Annotated in this window: 14 protein-coding genes; all 14 read right to left on the bottom strand. The window is 49.4% G+C overall.

Going from position 1 to position 16716, the window contains the following annotated elements:
* Positions 1 to 60: 60 nt before the first annotated feature.
* On the bottom strand, positions 61 to 3369 hold the full coding sequence (locus tag QZP87_RS10580; RefSeq protein ID WP_291322890.1) for a glycosyltransferase: 3309 nt from the start codon (positions 3367 to 3369) through the stop codon (positions 61 to 63).
* 239 nt (positions 3370 to 3608) lie between these two features.
* Entirely contained in the window at positions 3609 to 4310 is a 702-nt protein-coding gene (locus QZP87_RS10575) for a PIG-L deacetylase family protein (RefSeq protein WP_291322889.1), read from the bottom strand.
* 47 nt (positions 4311 to 4357) lie between these two features.
* Positions 4358 to 5371, bottom strand: a complete 1014-nt coding sequence (locus QZP87_RS10570; RefSeq protein ID WP_291322888.1) for a GNAT family N-acetyltransferase — start codon at positions 5369 to 5371, stop codon at positions 4358 to 4360.
* Positions 5356 to 6411, bottom strand: coding sequence for a glycosyltransferase family 2 protein (locus QZP87_RS10565; protein WP_291322887.1), 1056 nt, complete (start codon positions 6409 to 6411; stop codon positions 5356 to 5358). Before QZP87_RS10565 ends, QZP87_RS10570 begins: the two co-directional genes overlap by 16 nt.
* Positions 6408 to 7493, bottom strand: a complete 1086-nt coding sequence (locus tag QZP87_RS10560; RefSeq protein WP_291322886.1) for a class I SAM-dependent methyltransferase — start codon at positions 7491 to 7493, stop codon at positions 6408 to 6410. The genes QZP87_RS10565 and QZP87_RS10560 overlap by 4 nt, the downstream gene beginning before the upstream one ends.
* 247 nt (positions 7494 to 7740) lie before the next feature.
* The gene (locus tag QZP87_RS10555; RefSeq protein WP_291322885.1) at positions 7741 to 8700 is read right to left on the bottom strand and encodes a radical SAM/SPASM domain-containing protein; all 960 of its coding nucleotides are present in this window, start codon (positions 8698 to 8700) and stop codon (positions 7741 to 7743) included.
* 86 nt (positions 8701 to 8786) lie between these two features.
* The gene (locus tag QZP87_RS10550; RefSeq protein WP_291322884.1) at positions 8787 to 9842 is read right to left on the bottom strand and encodes a glycosyltransferase family 4 protein; all 1056 of its coding nucleotides are present in this window, start codon (positions 9840 to 9842) and stop codon (positions 8787 to 8789) included.
* A 76-nt stretch (positions 9843 to 9918) separates the two neighbouring features.
* Entirely contained in the window at positions 9919 to 11175 is a 1257-nt protein-coding gene (locus tag QZP87_RS10545) for a polysaccharide ABC transporter ATP-binding protein (RefSeq protein ID WP_291322883.1), read from the bottom strand.
* Positions 11172 to 11972 (bottom strand): class I SAM-dependent methyltransferase, encoded by an 801-nt coding sequence (locus QZP87_RS10540; RefSeq protein ID WP_291322882.1) that lies wholly within the window; start codon positions 11970 to 11972, stop codon positions 11172 to 11174. The genes QZP87_RS10545 and QZP87_RS10540 overlap by 4 nt, the downstream gene beginning before the upstream one ends.
* Before the next feature lie 30 nt (positions 11973 to 12002).
* Positions 12003 to 12836 carry an ABC transporter permease gene (locus tag QZP87_RS10535; protein WP_291322881.1) on the bottom strand — a complete coding sequence of 278 codons (834 nt, stop codon included), beginning with the start codon at positions 12834 to 12836 and terminating at the stop codon, positions 12003 to 12005.
* 237 nt (positions 12837 to 13073) lie between these two features.
* Positions 13074 to 14261 carry a hypothetical protein gene (locus QZP87_RS10530; RefSeq protein ID WP_291322880.1) on the bottom strand — a complete coding sequence of 396 codons (1188 nt, stop codon included), beginning with the start codon at positions 14259 to 14261 and terminating at the stop codon, positions 13074 to 13076.
* 314 nt (positions 14262 to 14575) lie between these two features.
* Positions 14576 to 15883, bottom strand: a complete 1308-nt coding sequence (locus tag QZP87_RS10525) for a hypothetical protein (protein ID WP_291322879.1) — start codon at positions 15881 to 15883, stop codon at positions 14576 to 14578.
* Between the two features lie 151 nt (positions 15884 to 16034).
* Entirely contained in the window at positions 16035 to 16547 is a 513-nt protein-coding gene (locus QZP87_RS10520) for a hypothetical protein (RefSeq protein WP_291322878.1), read from the bottom strand.
* Positions 16528 to 16716 (bottom strand): hypothetical protein (locus QZP87_RS10515; RefSeq protein ID WP_291322877.1); only part of this gene is annotated, 189 nt, incomplete at its 5' end. The genes QZP87_RS10515 and QZP87_RS10520, both read right to left, overlap by 20 nt.

Genomic DNA, 16716 nt, shown 5'->3' with positions numbered 1-16716 from the left:
CAATAAGAGCCCGGGAGATATTTCTGTCCCAAACGGCTAAGATCATCCGGCATGGTTCTCTCAATAACTGGTTGAGCTACCTCTGAGTCCTTTTAAAAAAGCGATCCCCAGCATTTTGTCCAGTATCCGGCCAGGAATTCTCAACCTGAGTTTATCAGCGGTGTTCAACGCATAAAGCAAAGGTTGCATACAGAAGTGGGCAACATTAATCCATGTGCCGGATCTCACCCTGGGCATGACGTTATCTGCAGCCATCAGAGGATGCAGGGCATAAAGTTTATGGATACCCTGGCCTATTTTTATCTGGCGGGCATAAATTTGCAGCAGGGACATGGGATGCAGATGACTGGCTCTGGCCTCGGCTGCATAGATAATCCTCAGACCCCGCAAGCTCAGTCGATACCCTAGCTCTACATCCTCCCACCCATAGGTATTGAATATCGGATCGAAGGGATTATCGCCCAAGACGTGTCTGGGAATGGATAGATTGGAAGTATAGAAGCAGGTATACGGCACATCTTGGCCGTCTTGCATGTGTCGATATCCGAATTGTTGTCCTTCCTTGTTCACATGTTCCATGCTTGGAGTGACCCAAATCTGCTCCCGGGCCCAATCCGTGAATCCGACAAAGGCCACTGGCTCTGTAAATGCCTCATGCCTGGCCAAATGCTGCTCAACAAAGTCCTGCTCAGGGATGATGTCATCTCCAAGGAAAATCACTATCTCCTTTTGGGTATATTGCAAGGCGTGATTTCTGGCTGGGCCTTGTCCTGAATTTTCCTGTCGCACCACTTTCATCTGTAATAGATCAGGATGAGCCTTTTGCCAGGCAGCCAATTCATCCCAAGTACCGTCCTCTGAACCGTCATCCACAACAATGACCTCAAAGTCCTTGCAGGTCTGAACGCCCAAGGCCTGCAAAGTCCGCTTCAAAATCGACCATCTGTTATAGGTGGTTATAATCACACTGGCCCCCATGGGCTTCTTGGGCTTGACCCCGCTTTGAGGCGCGAAGCGCAGCTCCCTGACTGCGCAGCCCATTTTTCTCAAGTCATTATTGTGATAATATTCTGCAGGTGTCCATACTGAAGAAGAAAGGTAAATCTGAATCAAGCCGTGCTCATCTGCGCAGGCAGGCACCTCTACGCAATCCCATAATGCACCGGTGGGATAAAATACTTCCTGAGAATCATTGCATGCAATCCGAACCTCTTTTGCGCTTATTTGTTTTGGCACATGCAGCCAGATTTGCACCGTACCTGCTGCGCAAGGCTCAACACGCAGGGTACAGGAAGCTCGGCCACTGGTCATCCTGGCCATTGCATTGCCCACAAACTCCCGTTCATACCAGCCCGGCCCAAGCCTGCCCAGGGCAGAATACTGGCCTGGCAGCAATGAACAGTTCGGGATCAAGTCCAATGGCTTAATCCGGGATGAACAGTGTGAAGTATCTGGATACACAGGAGGTCTGCGCGTCTGTGTAATCAATCCTTTTTGCACCAGTTCCATGTCCTGGATTTTCCGGACTTGTTGAACTTTTCTGCGCTCCTTCCAGGTGCCCCAGACATGCCTGGCGTTCCAGAACAATGCTCCGGCCATAGTCCTGTAGGCTCTCTCCTGGTGCCAGAGCTGCAAAAGCCTAAACGTTACTTTTGCAGCATTTTGCCATTGGTAGTTTTTCCATAGGCTGCGCAAATTATGTCTGCTGCCCATAATCTCTCGCCAACGGGAGTTCTGTGTTATTCCGGATGTCCCCCCGAATTTGTGATAAACTAGGGAATTATCGCAAGCAACAACCCGCTTCCCGGCCAACCATATTCTCCAACCCAGATCAACATCTTCATGGTACATGAAAAATGCAGGATCAAATCCGAAAGCTTCAAAATCGTCCTTGCGCATGGCCATGGCCGCACCTGAAGGAAACAAAACCTCCCTGTAAGATTTTTTGTCTGGTGCAGCGCTTTGCTCAAAAACAAATCCAAAGTCATGATCAAATCCAAACCCAAGTCGAGTCATCCCACCACCTCTGGCGTTAACCACCTGGGGATGCTCCAAAAGCCGCAAAGTGGAGCAAACAGCTCCGATATCAGGTTCTGCATATAATGGCTGAATCAAGGTCCATAACCAGTCCGGTTCCACCATAGTATCACTGTTGAGAAACACAACCAGCTGTCCCCGGGCATTTTCAACGCCTAGATGATTTCCCCGGCCAAATCCAAGATTGGTCTCCATGGAAATTGTTTTTACTTCCGGATATGTTTCCTGCAGCCACTGCACACTGCCGTCTGATGAGGCATTATCCACCACCAGAACTTCAAAAGGTACCTTTTGTGTACGCATTAATGCAGGCAAACAGGTTTTTAGATGCTCTATGCCGTTATAATTAACAATAATGATAGATACCAGCACTTGGCTGAAACTCAGGAGAGTATCTTCCCGTAAACTGCGCAGTGCATCTTCCAGGTGGAAATTGGCCTGTTCAAGCTGCCTGGCATAGGCATCCGCGCCCTGCTTCTCCTGCTCAAGCTGCCTGGCATAGGCATCCGCGCCCTGCTTCTCCTGCTCAAGCTGCTGAATTCGATTCAAAAACCGGTTGGCTTCAAAGGCAAGTTCTTGTGGAATAAAGTCTGTCTTCAGATAATAGTGCATAAAGCTCAATGCGTCGGGATTAAACAATGACCAATGCTTGCTATAGATAGAAGCCCGGACTTGACGCTGCAAATTGCCTGCCCCTTGGTCGATGATAAATCCATGCTCAAACACCCTGTACTCCGCCACCGGAACATCAACAAAACGAAACCGCGCCACTTTGCTCAAACGCAGCATGAGGTCCCAATCTTCAAAGCATTCGATTCCAGGATCGAATCCCTGTACCAATTCCAGCAACCGGGCAGGAAAAAGGCAACCAATCATGGGAATAAAATTTTCAAAATAGAGCAAATAGATATTGAAAGGGCGACCAAATCGGCGAATCAACTGAGGATGGGAGCGATTGTCCTGATTCTGATACAGGTTGGCCGTTACCTGGCCATAAATCACCGTGTGCTCGTCCAAGGCCTCAGCCATTAAAGCAGATATGCCCTGAGGCAGATAAAGATCATCATCATCCAGAAACAGGATCCATTGGCCCTGAGCCATTTTAATACCGGCATTGGCGGCCTGAGACCTGCCTTTTCCCGGCACAAGGTATTGATAAACTATATCCAGCTCAGTATAAAAGCTGGAAATAACCTCCTTGACCTCGCAGCCACCATCGTTGATGACTACCACCTCCATACCGTCCTGTTCCTGCAAGGCCAGGCTTTGCAATGCCTCATGCAGAAGCTGGGGTCGATCCTTGGTGCGAACGATCACTGAAACTTTTTTCATTCGAAACTTCCTGATTTATAACAGGTTAGACCTTTTTTACTGGCCGACAACTGCAGGGGACTGTCCCTCGCTGAGCGATGCACACCATAGATGCAGGCAGATTACGCGCTGGCACAAACTTCCGCAGGTTAATACGCCCTGGGCGTGATCGCCTGCTGGGACTGTCCCTGTCCGGCAATGTCCGGCAATGGGTTAACCTGTTACGAACCTTGAACTTTGAACTGTCAAGATAACTACGATTATCCTGGTAAATACCCTCTGAATCTATGCTCAAGCTCCTTAAGCAGATCCAGAGCACTGATGCTTGCCCAAAAACCTTCTGCATGGGTGATATTCTGACCGAGGGTATAAGAACGGGACCGATTGATACCTAAAATCATATCTTGATAATCAACTTGAGCCAACTGGCCCGCATAACATTGAATGGCCTGTGTCTTTACCTCCAGCACAGGGGTAATGTCCACCAGGAGGTTGGCCTCGTTCTGACGGCTGATTTCGTAGAGCCAGACACTGACCTGGTAAGACCCATTTTGCAGCAGATTCAAAACGATCCGGGTCGCAGCCCGGTGATCCGGATGGAATTCCTGTATCCCGGGCAAGAAAACTGTATTTGGCTGCAAGGGATCAATCACAGCCTTTAAATCGCTCCAGGCAATCTCAGCCTTGCTTAAACCCTGATCAGCAATGGACCAGAAGTGATGCTGGTCTATGCCCAGCACCCGGCCTGCATCCAGACATTCATGAAGGCGCTCTTCAGGATCGCCTGCCAGTTCACCCCGGGTCATAACCACGACCTGGACCTGCACCCCCTGCCTGGAGGCCAGGGCAATGCTCCCGCCCATGCCGAAGGTCTCATCGTCCGGATGCGGAGCAAAGACCAGCCAGGGTCCGGGAGGGATATCAGAAGGCTCGTATGGTATTAATTGATGTTCTTCCAGCATATATATTCCAGGCTCTGTTAGGTCATGAATTTCTGTTAAATCCCTGCTCAGAACAAATCCCCGTCAGCCATGGTGTAGTATATATTCCGGGCAGCCCAGGAAAAATCCAGTCCGGGATGGAAATTTTCCGCCACGGCCGCGGGAACAATGCCAAGAGGCTCACGCTGCTCTGCAAAGCCGCAGTCCTTGAGCAGTCCCGCCTGGAAATGATTTCCAGGCAGCCAGGTCTTAAGTTTTTTAATCCCCCGATCTTTCAGTTGCCAAGCCAGCCTGGTCCAGAAATCGTTGGCCGTCTTTTTATGATTGTCAAGCAACATGTCCACAATCACCGCCTGGTCTTGCTGCACTCGAAGTACAGCATAACCTTTGGGGCTTTTGCCCCAGAATGAACTGTGAAGCCAGATCTCGTAATTATACAATGGGTGCTGTGCAAACCTCCAGTGCATGAAGTTCCCATCGCGCACCACGGCAAAAGGATATTGACTGCGCAATTTCCTGACCAGTCTGTCCAGAACTGCATGACCAGCATGCACTGTCTCGATTCGACCGGAAAACAGCTTTGGCTTTCCCACCAACGCATTGGTTTCGGCCTCCATATAAGCTATACCCCCCTGCAGCTGTCTATAACCAAGCAGCAGGCTGCCCAGCCTGAAATGGCGCTCTCCTGGCAGGCCATAGACAAAAGCCGATCGGTCAGGCCCGGCAAATTTTCTAAAAAAAACTTCAGCAGTTTGAACAAACAAGCCTTTTTTGCCGCTGATGCTGCCCCTGTATGCGGGATGGGACATGTTGTCCACTGCATGGGTCACGGTGCATTCCTGGTCCATACATTGGGCTTTATAGGGAAGACCGGCGAACATGACCACTGCTTCTTTCTCCTCGATCAAACACAGCATGATCTGTCTGCCCCAGGGGTTGAAGAGATATTTCCAACGCCACAGAGAACAATCAAGATCCCGGCCGAAAGAATTGCGCCACAGATCCAGGACACCCTGCTCATCCCCGTTTTGATAGGGCCTGATCAAAAAATCGCCGCTGGACGTGCTTATTCTTTTTTCCATTTCCAGCAGGCCTTTTCACCGGATACAGGACATCTTATTCTGGTATAGTATTCTCCGGGAGCCAACCTCTCCCAGACAGTCTTTGGAAAAGAAAATTTTGCCCCACTCATTTCCGCCTGTGCAAAAGGCACGAACAAGGGGTCCACAGCAAACTCGAAATAGAGAGGGCCGTCAACAATGGGCTCCGGACATTCAAATGCATGCCCCTGGCAAATTTCCCCCAGATCCGGGCAATCCACTGCATGCCCCCGGGGCATATTCACCTCTTTCGGCCGGGCCTGATAGTACTTATCCCAAAAAGCCAGACCCGCCTCATGCATTGATTGTACCTTGTTCTGTCCCGGGGACTGGTTCCAGAAATGGACCGCCTCTGCCGCGGGAACGCACAATGGTCTCAAACCTCTGCTGAACATCCGGGCACAAAGATCGGTATCCTCGAAGTACAGGAAAAAACGCTCGTCAAACAATGCCTGCTCCATGGACAGGATCTGTTCAAGGTCCAGCAAAAGACAGGCCCCGGACAAAAAAGGCTCGTAAAAAGGATCCTGCATCTGCCAGAACCGGTCATGGCGCAGGGTCCAGTAAAAAGTAAAGAGCTCCGCATCCAGCCTGTGTCTGACCCCGCAACCTCTGGCCAGGGCAAACCACCAGCTCTGGCCCGTGGCCGGCGGCAGTTTGAATACTTTATCCTCGTCCCAGTAAAAGCGGGGCCCGGCCACAGGTGCTTGATTCTTTCTAGCAGCCGCAAGCAGATTTCTTACACAGCCCGGCAGCAGCAGCATGTCCGGATTGAACAGTAAAAGCCATCTGTTGAGTGACTGTTGAGCAGCCTGGTTCACTGCGGCCCCGAAGCCGATGTTGTTCCGGTTGCTCAGCAAACGCAGCCCCGGAGCGTCAAAATCTGACAGCCGGCCCTGGAGCCCGCCGCTGTTGTCCACGATAATGATCTCCTGCAGAAGATCCTCACCGGACAGGGACCGCAGGAGATCCGGCAACAAATGCTCGGTATGGTAATTGACTATGACCGCTGATATTTTCATTTCCTGCGGGCCCTGATCAAAAATTCATTACTCAACAGCGAGGTCTCATCCCCATAGCCCTGTTCTATCATTTTCTGTATAAATTCCTTGCCCTGGGGAGTTGGTTCTATCTGCTGACGATCAAAGACCTCTATCTCAAAACCGGCATCTTCCAATGCCTTGCGAATTGACTCTTCAGTAAACCAGCGGACATGGGTTATGCATAAAAGCCCCCAGGGCACGTATTCAAACCTGCCCTGCAAGAGATCCCGGACTATGGTCCAGTGTCCTGCGTTGGGCAGGCTGATTACCAGAATCCCCTGCCTGGCTAACAAGGAATACAACTTGTCCAGCACAGTCCAGGGATCCTGGAGGTGCTCCAGTACGTCTCCGCAATTGATCAGGTCAAAAGGCTCGGCAAACTCGACTTCCTGCACCTGCTGCACCAGGACATGCCGGTAGTGGGCCGCAGCCAGCCCGGCCATGTCCGCATCGAGTTCTATCCCGATCACCTCAGCTTCTGGAATCTTTTCCTTTAAACCTTTGCCGTATTCCCCCGCAGCGCAGCCCACATCCAGCACCCGCCTGCACTCCAGGGGCGCCAGGCGGATTAAATCGTCACGTTGAGCGGAAAAATAATCCCCAAAGTTGTGCACCAGGCTCTTCAGCTCCACAGCCATGGAACCGGCAGAGCTGTCAGCCGCCTGCAAAGCCATCTCCTTGAGCCGGATTTTTTGGTCCAGGCCCTGCAGATAGCTGCGGGCAAACAGTACACAGGCCGGATCCAGCCGGTCAACCCTGACAGAATCCAGGCCCGGTTCATGAGCCATAAGCTGCAGTATCTCCTCGTAGGTGCTCAGATTCAGGTAAACCGCAGGCAGGTCAGCCTGCTGTTTTTGAAGGCCGGTCAGATTAAAAACCGGACCGCAGGCTGCATAACCCCGGTCCAGGAGTCTGGAGAGTCTTTGCAGGGCCGAAGCATTCATCAGGATTTTGGGATTGGTGATCAGCAGGATCTTTTGGGCAGAACAATTCTGGAGCAGCCAGTCCAGTTCCTGCGCGGGGCTGTAATCCATCCAGACAAGAGCAGGTTCTGACTGCAAACATTTCTTTTGGCTGTACTCGCGACAAAACCGGTAACAATAAGCTTCCTCCTCAATCCCTGGGGCCGGGAGCTGAGGCCAACATATTGTGAGCGAGTCATCTTTGTGCATGTATCTGCTTTGTGGCTGTGTTCAAAGTTCAATGTTCAAGGTTGAAGATTAAACTGTTCCCCCAGCGAGGGACAGTCCCTTCCTTAACTGCAATGGACTAACCTGTCACGAACCTTGAGCATTGAATCTTGAACCCTCAAAATATCTTTTGATAAGCTTGGTAGGCATGAGTGGTCGTTAACCTGGCTCGGACGCCCTCAATAATGACCTCTTGATCGGTTATGGGAATGTTCCCTGCCCAGATATGGCAATCCCGGCACAACGCAAGCCCCTTGACATCCCCATTTTCATGATGCCGGCGGTATTTTCCGAGTACAGGGCTATGATTCCAAATAGTCTTGATGCTGTCCCCAGGGATTGAACCCGCCTGAACCTCCAGGTTTATGTCCTCGCAGCACAGCCCCACTCGACCGTCCGCCCCGATCACCATCTGCCTGTAAAGCAGGGGACAGGGCCTGAATTCAAGCGGTTCCGCTCCATTCCACAGTCTTCTTGATCCCACAGGTCTGAACCTGGACACGTTGACCCCGCAGGCATAGGGCAGCCATTTGTTTACATACCCGGGGACCTGATGCTCAATTTCCGGATAACTGACCATGTTGAAACTCAGCTGAGGCAGGGCAGAGCCTTGGCGTTCTTTTTCCCGGATCAGAGAAAAAACGTTTTGTTCTATTCTGCTCAAATTGGCTTTGTGTCGAAAAAAGTCATGAGTGACCGGATCTGTTCCGTCTATGCTGAAAGCTATGAAGTCCACCTGCAGCTCTACGAGCCTTCTTGACCACTCATCATTCAGAAGCATTCCATTGCACATGAATCCCAGCTTTAGATTGGGTATTCTTCGAGCCCGCTGCAAAATTTCCAAAAGATCCGGATGCAGCAAAGGCTCTCCGGCTCCGTGGGTCATTAAAGTGACCGCATCTTTTTGTTCTTCCAGTTCACGGAGAACCTTTTCCCAAATATTTCTGGGCAGATATCCAATTTTTCTTCTGCGGACAGCTTGGAGGGAATGAAAATGGCAATAGCGGCAGCGCAGGTTGCAGGCATTGGTTATCTCCAGAATTATCTCTCCGGGAAAATTTATTTTTTTTTCAGTCATGATTTCATGTTCAAATTTGTTTTGATTAACCTATCTGCTTGGAACTGCTTATTTGTTGTTGATCCATTTTATCCGGATTTTTTTTATTACCTAATTTTCATTTGACTTGTACTGCTTTCCATGACCACCTTTTCAAAGCTTTCCGCCATGCGCTTAAAGCAGTAGTTTCTTGATACTTGCAGTCCTCTTTGCATCAGATATCTTCTTTTTTCCATGTCAGCCATCAGCTCACAGATCCCCAGTGCCATATCTTCTGGATCGTCGTGTCGGACGAACCTGGCATAATCTTGAGGCTGCGCAAAGGATCTGAAACTGGGTATGTCGCTCATCACTACCGGAACTGCACAGGCCATGGCTTCCAGAGCAGGCAAGCCAAACCCTTCTCCATGGCTGGACGGCGCAAGAAGCAACCCATTATTTCTTCTAAATATATCTCCGATCATTTTTGGTTGGATATGTACATGATATTCACTGATCCTGCCCACAATCGCTTCCTCTCGAAGCCTGGTATCTACGGTGGATATGCGCACAAGCTTCAAATCCGGAAACTTCCTGAGAGATAAATCATATGCTTTAAGTCCCAATTCTATCTGCTTTATGGAAACGTCAAAAGGGCCAACCAGGAATAACGCGGATGGATCTTTCAGGACTTTTTGTTCCCAGTTGCGGGACGGATAAAAAAAATCATTCTCCAGACCCTGACCTACTGGCAAAAAAATATTTTCAGGATAACGCCCTGACAGTCTTTGGGCCAAATCACGGGAGATGGTGATTTTAGGAATCTGCAATTGATAGGCCCGGTTTATATCCCCAAGGAAGGCTCTGCATTCCTGGTAATCGCCCTCAAATCCCTGCACCAGATGCAATAGTTTTCCCGGCCCTGTGTCTTTGAAATGCGCCTGGGCCAGCCTGTATGTTGTGGCCACTGCCAGGTCGAAACCGGCACTGGCACTTTTATCAAAAGGATCGTTTGCTGAAAAATTTAATCGATTCACAGACCAGTCCGGAAAAGGCTCATTGCTAATTATCCGGACAAGATGACCCCTTTCGGACAAGGCGGCAGCCAGATTGAACACAACCTTGACTCCGCCGCACAAAACCGTTGATTCAAGAAGAAAGGCAATGGATAACTTTTTCAACATCTTGCCTTCCGTGTTCGGAGTTCCACGCTTTTTTCAGACTTCCGTGCTCCCTTAAGCCTATAGATCGGAAGCCATTTCACTGCAAAGCCTGATCCGGCAGCACTTCCCATCGGTACTCCAGGTCCAGCAGGCCGAGTTCAAACTGGAAATCCGCGGGCGGTACAATGGTCAGCCCGGGCGAACTTTTTTTATGATAACAATACAGTCCGGATTCATCCAGGACAAAAGCCAGCACCGAATACTCACCATGCATGAGCGGAAGCCCCGGATAGCTGAACAAGACCCTGGTCAGACCCTTTTTGCAAAATATCCTGTTTCCGTCGCGGGCCAGATTCACTGCATGGCAGACCAGATCGTCGTTTCTTTTAATCCCCAGGGCCAGGGCAAAAGGTTGATCGTCCAGGCTTTCGATCTCCACCAAGATATTCAGGTCCTGTTTATAGCTGTGATACAGGTGTTCAAGGCTGCCGTTCAGAGAAACCGACCTGACAAACTTGGTCGTATTGTTGTTTTCGTTCGGCTCTTCCGGATCTGCCTTTATCTCCGGAGCAGACTTCAACCTCAGATAGTTTTCATAATTGGCTGTAATCTCCGTACTGAGGCCCTGCTCCCTGACCATGCCCTGTTCCAGCCAGAGCACCCTGTTGCACAATAGATTGACCGTATACATTGAATGGCTGCAGAAGACAATGGTCTTCCCCTGTTCCCTGAAATGGAGCATGCGTTCCAGGCTTTTTTTCTGAAAATACTGATCTCCAACGCTTAAGGCCTCGTCAATGACCAGTATATCAGGATCTACACTGGTAGCGATGGAAAAGGCCAGCCTGACCACCATGCCCGAGGAATAAGTCTTGATGGGCCTGTCAATGAACTGCCCCAGTTCAGCAAACTCAAGAATGTCTTTCTCCCTGGACCGGATCTCGGTTTCGGACAGCCCCAGCAGGGCCGCATTCAGGTAGATGTTCTGCCTGCCGGTGAACTCCTGGTGAAAGCCCGCACCCAGCTCCAGAAGGGCGGCCACCCTGCCCCGGACATCAATGCTGCCTGAAGTGGGACTGAGTGTGCCGGCCAGAATCTTAAGCAAGGTGCTTTTTCCGGCTCCATTGTCCCCGATAAGGCCCAGGGATTCACCTCTGGATACATGAAAGGAAATCCTGTTCAGACTGTGAAAAGCCTGATGCCTGGGCTTTCTGAGCAGCACCTCCAATAGTCTGTCCGAGGGTCTGGAATACAACTTATAAACTTTGCTAAGGTCCTGGACAGTTATGCTCGTCAGCATCTCCGGCCGCGTACCCTGCCGATACATGTTATGGTTCTTAAGGATTTTCGTCATGCTTTGACTGCTTTATCTTTACGGGCCAGAATATACATTTCATCCCCAAGCCGGGGAAAAACCAGGTAGGATAATCTGGTCAACCGGTTGATCCATCCAGCCTGGCTGTTGCTCCAGACATTGTCATTTCCAAAGGCGTGTGCCGTGAAAAAAGGATTCAACTCATACCTGAAGCGCAGTGTATTAAAGCCTGCTCTTTGCAGAAATGTATACATCTCCAGTGGCGAGAATTCCCTGATGTGTCCGCATGTCCGTCCATACCGCCCGCAATCAATGGGTGGATTGACCGTATGTCCTTTCAATAGTCTGATCATGTTGGAAAATCTGTTCAAATTGGGAGTGGAGAGGATAAGTTCTCCATCTGAAGTCAGAACCCTGTTGATTTCAAACAGGATCTGTACGGCCAGATCGGGTTCAAGATGTTCCAGGACATCACAGCAATAAACCTGGCTCACCGATTCCGGCCTCAAGGGCAGGCCTTCTCTGAAATCAGCTCCCACCAGGGTTACATTGCTGCGTCTTAAAAAATCCAGGTATTCCTCTGAAAAAAAATAAGCCCTGGATGGATGTTCAAGCCCAAGGACTCGAGAACCGCTCTGTCTGCCCAGCCCTGCAGCCAGAACAGCATAACCCGTGCCCATTTCCAGAATTTTATTCCCGGGCCTGGTCAGGCGGGATACTGCGGCATAATGGGATGACCATACATTCAAAAATTCCTCGTCAGGAACAGGCAGCGGCTCCTTGAAATCTATTTCAGCAGCTTCAAGCATTATGTCTTTCCAGTACTTTTTATCCATGTCCCAGTCATTGGTATTTTCAAAAGCTTTTCAAAGAACATCCCCGAAAGCTGGTTTGGCGCGCATGAAAAACCAGGACCCTAGCAGAAAGCAGGCGCAGGCAATAAAAGACAGGATCAGGAAATCAGACGGATAAAACCTGTGCAGCAAAACAATATCTCTATATGAAAGGATGAGTATGGCCATGGGATTGTACAAAATGAATTCCCTGACCCACTCGGGCACAAAAGACACCGGGTAAAGGATCGGAGTGGTAAAGAACCAGACCATGATCACTATGCCCACCAGTTCCTGCACATCCCTGATGAACACGCACAACGCGGACAAAAAAAGAGCCAGGCCCCAGGTGAAGACCAAGTGCACCAGCATTAGGGGAAAGATGAAAATCCAGTGGGTGTTGGCATGACCTGTAAGGGCCAGGTAGCCCAGAAATAATGCCAGTCCGATCCCGTGAGTAATGGTGGCGGCCACAACTGATGAACCGGGCAGGAGTTCCACCGGAAAAACCACCTTGGTGATCAGCTGGGAATTGCCTGTGAGGCTTCCTGTCGCTCTGATAAGGCTGTCTGAGAATATGAGCCAGGGCAGCATTCCTGCCAGAAAAAAAATTATAAAATTGTCCGTGCCGGTTTCCTCCTGGGTTACACTGATCCTCAAGACAATGGAAAATACAAAAGTATAGACCGCGATCAAGGCCAGAGGGTGAATAAGAGTCCAGGCCATGCCTGCCATGGAGCCAGCGAAGCGTCCTCGTATTTCCTTGGATACAAAACCTTTGAGCAGACTTCTGTGTCTGATCAAAGAAAGCAGAGGAGTAAATCCCAACCTGAAGTTGATCCCAAGGCTGTAAGACTTTTTGATCATTTATTTAAAACATATCCAAACTATTATCTGTGAGCAAGGAAGAATAAGCGCTTCCGGCCGAGTCCGCCATTTTCTCCAGACCTCATTCATAAAATATAAAACAAATAATTGCCCTGCAACAGGATTCCTGAAAATTAGAGCGGCTCGAACAAGGTTCCGGTCGCACCAAACAAAAACAAGGCGATCCAGTGGATCGCCTTGTTCGACAGAGGATGCACGCACTGCATAAACTGATGGCTAAGGCACTATCTGAAAAGCCGCGATTTGAATATTGTCAATATTGCCCTTTGGTGCGAAACCGACATAAAATATTATATCATGTCCATCACTATACATATCAGCCAGACTTGAGGGGCCTAACCCGTTTGAGGATAAGAAATCCTGAAGGATTCCGAAAGCGGTGCACTCCCATATGTTTTCCGAAAGATCAACATGTTGATTCAGGCAATAGGGCCTGAACCCCACCTCACTCGCGGGCATCAATATCGGCTGCCCCAAAGAGTCTTCAATTAAAATAAACATCACTTCATTGATTTTAAGCATTGCATAGCCATGGCCTGATATGCCGCTGTCAGCTCCCTTGGGCATCAAATTGTCGTTTAAATGTACTTTGGGCATCAGGTAATCTTCCGGTGATAATTCTCCGGCGGATATCTTCTGTGGCTCGGGACCTGCGGCCTCCAATACCACCGGGGTGTGCTCAGGTGGCTGTTCGCCGCCTCCAAAGGGAGGCTGCCTGTCGCCGATTCTGTCAAAGGGGTTATCAGGGGGTACATATCCGGACCCATTGTCTGGAGAAGATCCGTTTTCCGGCTGGGTGCCGTTTTCCGGCGGCGAGTCATCTGCAGGCGGTGTGTCGTTTACAGGCGGGGAGGATTCCGGAGGTACAGGATCATCTTCGGACGGCGGGGTATAGGAGGGATGATTCGTGTCAACATATTTATAGGCCGAGTGATAGTATATAGGCCGTGCACCATTACTGTATTCAAAGAAGACCCACCTGCCCCCGATCCAGTCAGCAGTGTCAATGTGAACATTATCAATGACTTGATACTTGTGTAGACCACCATAATCTACATTGACAGTTCGATCGGGAATTTCCGGGATTTGGGATCTGACTGTAAGAGTCGCTTCCCGGCTGGCCCCAATGCTTAAATAAACAAGCCGTGTACCAGCCGGAACATATATGCTGAATTTTGAACCGTCAACAGAAGGAGGCTCTAGGAGCGTATAAGGAAATATGACTCTATGGACTCCTGTATTTGGCTCGGGCCAAGAAAATTTTTCTGATACTGACTTCAATGGCGGATATTCGTTTTGAGCAAAAGTTATTCCCGGGATCAGGAATACAGCAAAAAATAATATCGTTAAACTTGATAAAAATTTTGGCCATCGACATAATATATCGGATTTTCCGACAATCATTTTAGCCTCCATATAAAAAATTCAGACAACGAGTTTAATAAGCTTCTATTATTATGCACCAAATGTGCCATTGTATCCAATTCAGTAGCGTTTTAAAAATAATTTACCAGTATAAAAAACGGTCTTGTAATTTGTTGAATATGAGCTTTTATCTTTAGAATGAAAAAGGAAATACACTGTTCCCTGGGTGTAACTCTGCATTGCAGCAGGTTTTTTCAGCTATGCTAACAGCACTTTTATCTGTTGCCTGTCTCAAAAACCTGTAAATCCTCTGCCGGGGCTGCAGCCCCGGCAGAGGTCAAGGTTAAAAGAGTTTAGTCATTTAAATAATCAAAGTAATTATGGTTGGGAGTATCTGAATAATGATAATCGAAAAACTCCACATCAAATCTATCAATTGTTCCTTTTACAATTCCATCAGTCCAGGCCCCGTACTTCATGGACAGTCCGGTCTGGCCGAGATTGAGCTGCATGGGAATGACCGGTGCTCCAGTATAAGTTAAAGGTTCTCCAGACTCGTTTAACCCACCTGTTACAGGATCCATAAAGTCATACCTGGTGAAGCCTTCTTCAAAGGCAAACTGCATGGAGTCAACCCAATTCAGCTCCCTGCAGAAACGGCTGATATCTTCCGGAGGAGTTGGTGAAAAAATCGGGGAAGGATCGGTCACTTTATTTTCCTGCAGATCGTAAGCTTCGTAAGCGAATTTGACGCAGAAGTCAGCGTCAGCATTCTGGCGAAAAAATGGTCCTAATGGATCTTCGTCTCTAAGTGCCGCATCATAATGATACTTGGTCGGAAAGGTGAAAAAATGCAGAGTTACATCTTCATCAGTGTTCACATAGGGCATTGAGACATCGAGCTTGCTCAGGACCGCTTCAACTTCAAGCCGGTTGTTCTGGGCCACTTCACCGAGCAGGGTAGGGAAGCGAACGGTCAGCTTCTGCTCGCTTACATAGTCGCGCAATGTCACGGCGTTCAGCCCGGAAGTCAGGAAAGCATCCCTGACATTGAAATCCATGAACCCGGCCAGGATATTCTGCGGCGGATAATTAGCTACGATGTCTATGTCATCTAATGGCTGATACCAATCCAGGATTCTGGATTTTCTGACCTTTAAACCGGGAGCGCCATCATCAACAAGTTCGGCAGTAGCAGCATTGATCACATATACATAGCCCATCATGTTGCTGTCGCCTCCTCCCGCGGCGGGAACCAGGGGCTGATTGACAGGGTTGTCCGGAGTGGCAAAAGTGGCGGGAGCGACCAGAATGCTGTCGTCATCGCTGAACAGGACCGGACCGCCTTTGGCCGCGTCCCATCTCAGAGTGCCGGTCCAGACATCCGACGGGGAGAGATAGATCAGGAAGTCGAGCAGTTCCTGGCTGAAAACTTCGCTGCGCACAACAACCTTGGCCACGGTGGATTCGGTTCTGCTGGTGTTGACCACGGTCAGCTTGGTCTCAAATCCGCCGTCAATCGCGGCATAAAAAGGGAAAATCAGTACATCGCCCTGGTTGTTGGGCGCGATCTTGACGTGGTCATCATAGCTGGCAGCCCAGGCAGTCCCGGACAGCATCATGACCAGCATGCCGATTAGCAGAATTTTGACTTTTCTCATGTTTTGCTTCCTCCTTTGGCAAGCGGTTCAGGTAAAAACAATCGTTCCAAACAGTTCAACACGAAATTTTGCCATCAGTTTTATGCTCACCTCCTTTAAATTAAATTTTTTATTTGGAATGATCCATCTGTGTAATGGATCTTGTTCCCCGTTAACTGGCCGCAGGAAAGAAAAGCGGATCGCGGATCACATGATGCCATTCCTCTCCTGTTTTCACCCAGCGGTCTCTTCTGCAGGTGCTTTGCTCCCGGCCGCCGTCGGTGACAAAATGCAGCGTCATGGAGATCTCCACAAAATTGTCGCTGCGCAAAGATATGTCAAAGATCTCAATTTTGCTCAGTGTGTTTCTGGCTGTGCCGCGGACATAGTTGCGGTACTGCCCTTCAGGGATCAGCGCCTGTAAGTATGGGGCTTCCATCCGGTATATCCCGTAGGCATCCCCCTTAAAGCGCAGAGCCCAGTAATCTGTAAAGCGTTCCTCAAGCCTGGAATCGGGCCAGTCAGAATCTTTGTCCCCGGAAAAGACAATATCAAAATCAACTGCAAGATCAGTGCCCTTATCCTGTTCTTCGTGAGTGCATCCGGAAATAACGATCAGCGCCAGGGCAAAACAAAACAGAAAAAGCATGCAGTCCGGGGAATTTTTAGTGAATAAGCGCATCATACCTGTCCTTCAACTCCTTAAAGGCCAGTTCGCGGACCTGCCTCTGCTTGTTTTGCAGAATCAATCTCCTGATATCCAAACGCACCTCATCCAGTGGTCTGATCCATTCTCCGGGAAGAAAACCGTGTTCCCTCAATCTTTCCTGAACTTCCTCACAGTCCGGGTCCTT

Source organism: Desulfonatronospira sp. (genome assembly GCA_003563255.1).
GTDB lineage: Bacteria > Desulfobacterota > Desulfovibrionia > Desulfovibrionales > Desulfonatronovibrionaceae > Desulfonatronospira.
Note: the sequence above shows the minus strand (reverse complement) of the source record. Positions and strands in the feature narration are given on the sequence as shown.

Bases quoted from the DNA above. Each gene is read 5' to 3' on its own strand.
- QZP87_RS10565 (WP_291322887.1), bottom strand. From the start codon at position 6,411: ATGAAAATATCAGCGGTCATAGTCAATTACCATACCGAGCATTTGTTG.
- QZP87_RS10545 (WP_291322883.1), bottom strand. From the start codon at position 11,175: ATGACGAAAATCCTTAAGAACCATAACATGTATCGGCAGGGTACGCGG.
- QZP87_RS10550 (WP_291322884.1), bottom strand. From the start codon at position 9,842: ATGTTGAAAAAGTTATCCATTGCCTTTCTTCTTGAATCAACGGTTTTG.
- QZP87_RS10540 (WP_291322882.1), bottom strand. From the start codon at position 11,972: ATGGATAAAAAGTACTGGAAAGACATAATGCTTGAAGCTGCTGAAATA.
- QZP87_RS10525 (WP_291322879.1), bottom strand. From the start codon at position 15,883: ATGAGAAAAGTCAAAATTCTGCTAATCGGCATGCTGGTCATGATGCTG.
- QZP87_RS10580 (WP_291322890.1), bottom strand. From the start codon at position 3,369: ATGAAAAAAGTTTCAGTGATCGTTCGCACCAAGGATCGACCCCAGCTT.
- QZP87_RS10520 (WP_291322878.1), bottom strand. From the start codon at position 16,547: ATGATGCGCTTATTCACTAAAAATTCCCCGGACTGCATGCTTTTTCTG.
- QZP87_RS10570 (WP_291322888.1), bottom strand. From the start codon at position 5,371: ATGGAAAAAAGAATAAGCACGTCCAGCGGCGATTTTTTGATCAGGCCC.
- QZP87_RS10530 (WP_291322880.1), bottom strand. From the start codon at position 14,261: ATGATTGTCGGAAAATCCGATATATTATGTCGATGGCCAAAATTTTTA.
- QZP87_RS10535 (WP_291322881.1), bottom strand. From the start codon at position 12,836: ATGATCAAAAAGTCTTACAGCCTTGGGATCAACTTCAGGTTGGGATTT.
- QZP87_RS10555 (WP_291322885.1), bottom strand. From the start codon at position 8,700: ATGACTGAAAAAAAAATAAATTTTCCCGGAGAGATAATTCTGGAGATA.
- QZP87_RS10575 (WP_291322889.1), bottom strand. From the start codon at position 4,310: ATGCTGGAAGAACATCAATTAATACCATACGAGCCTTCTGATATCCCT.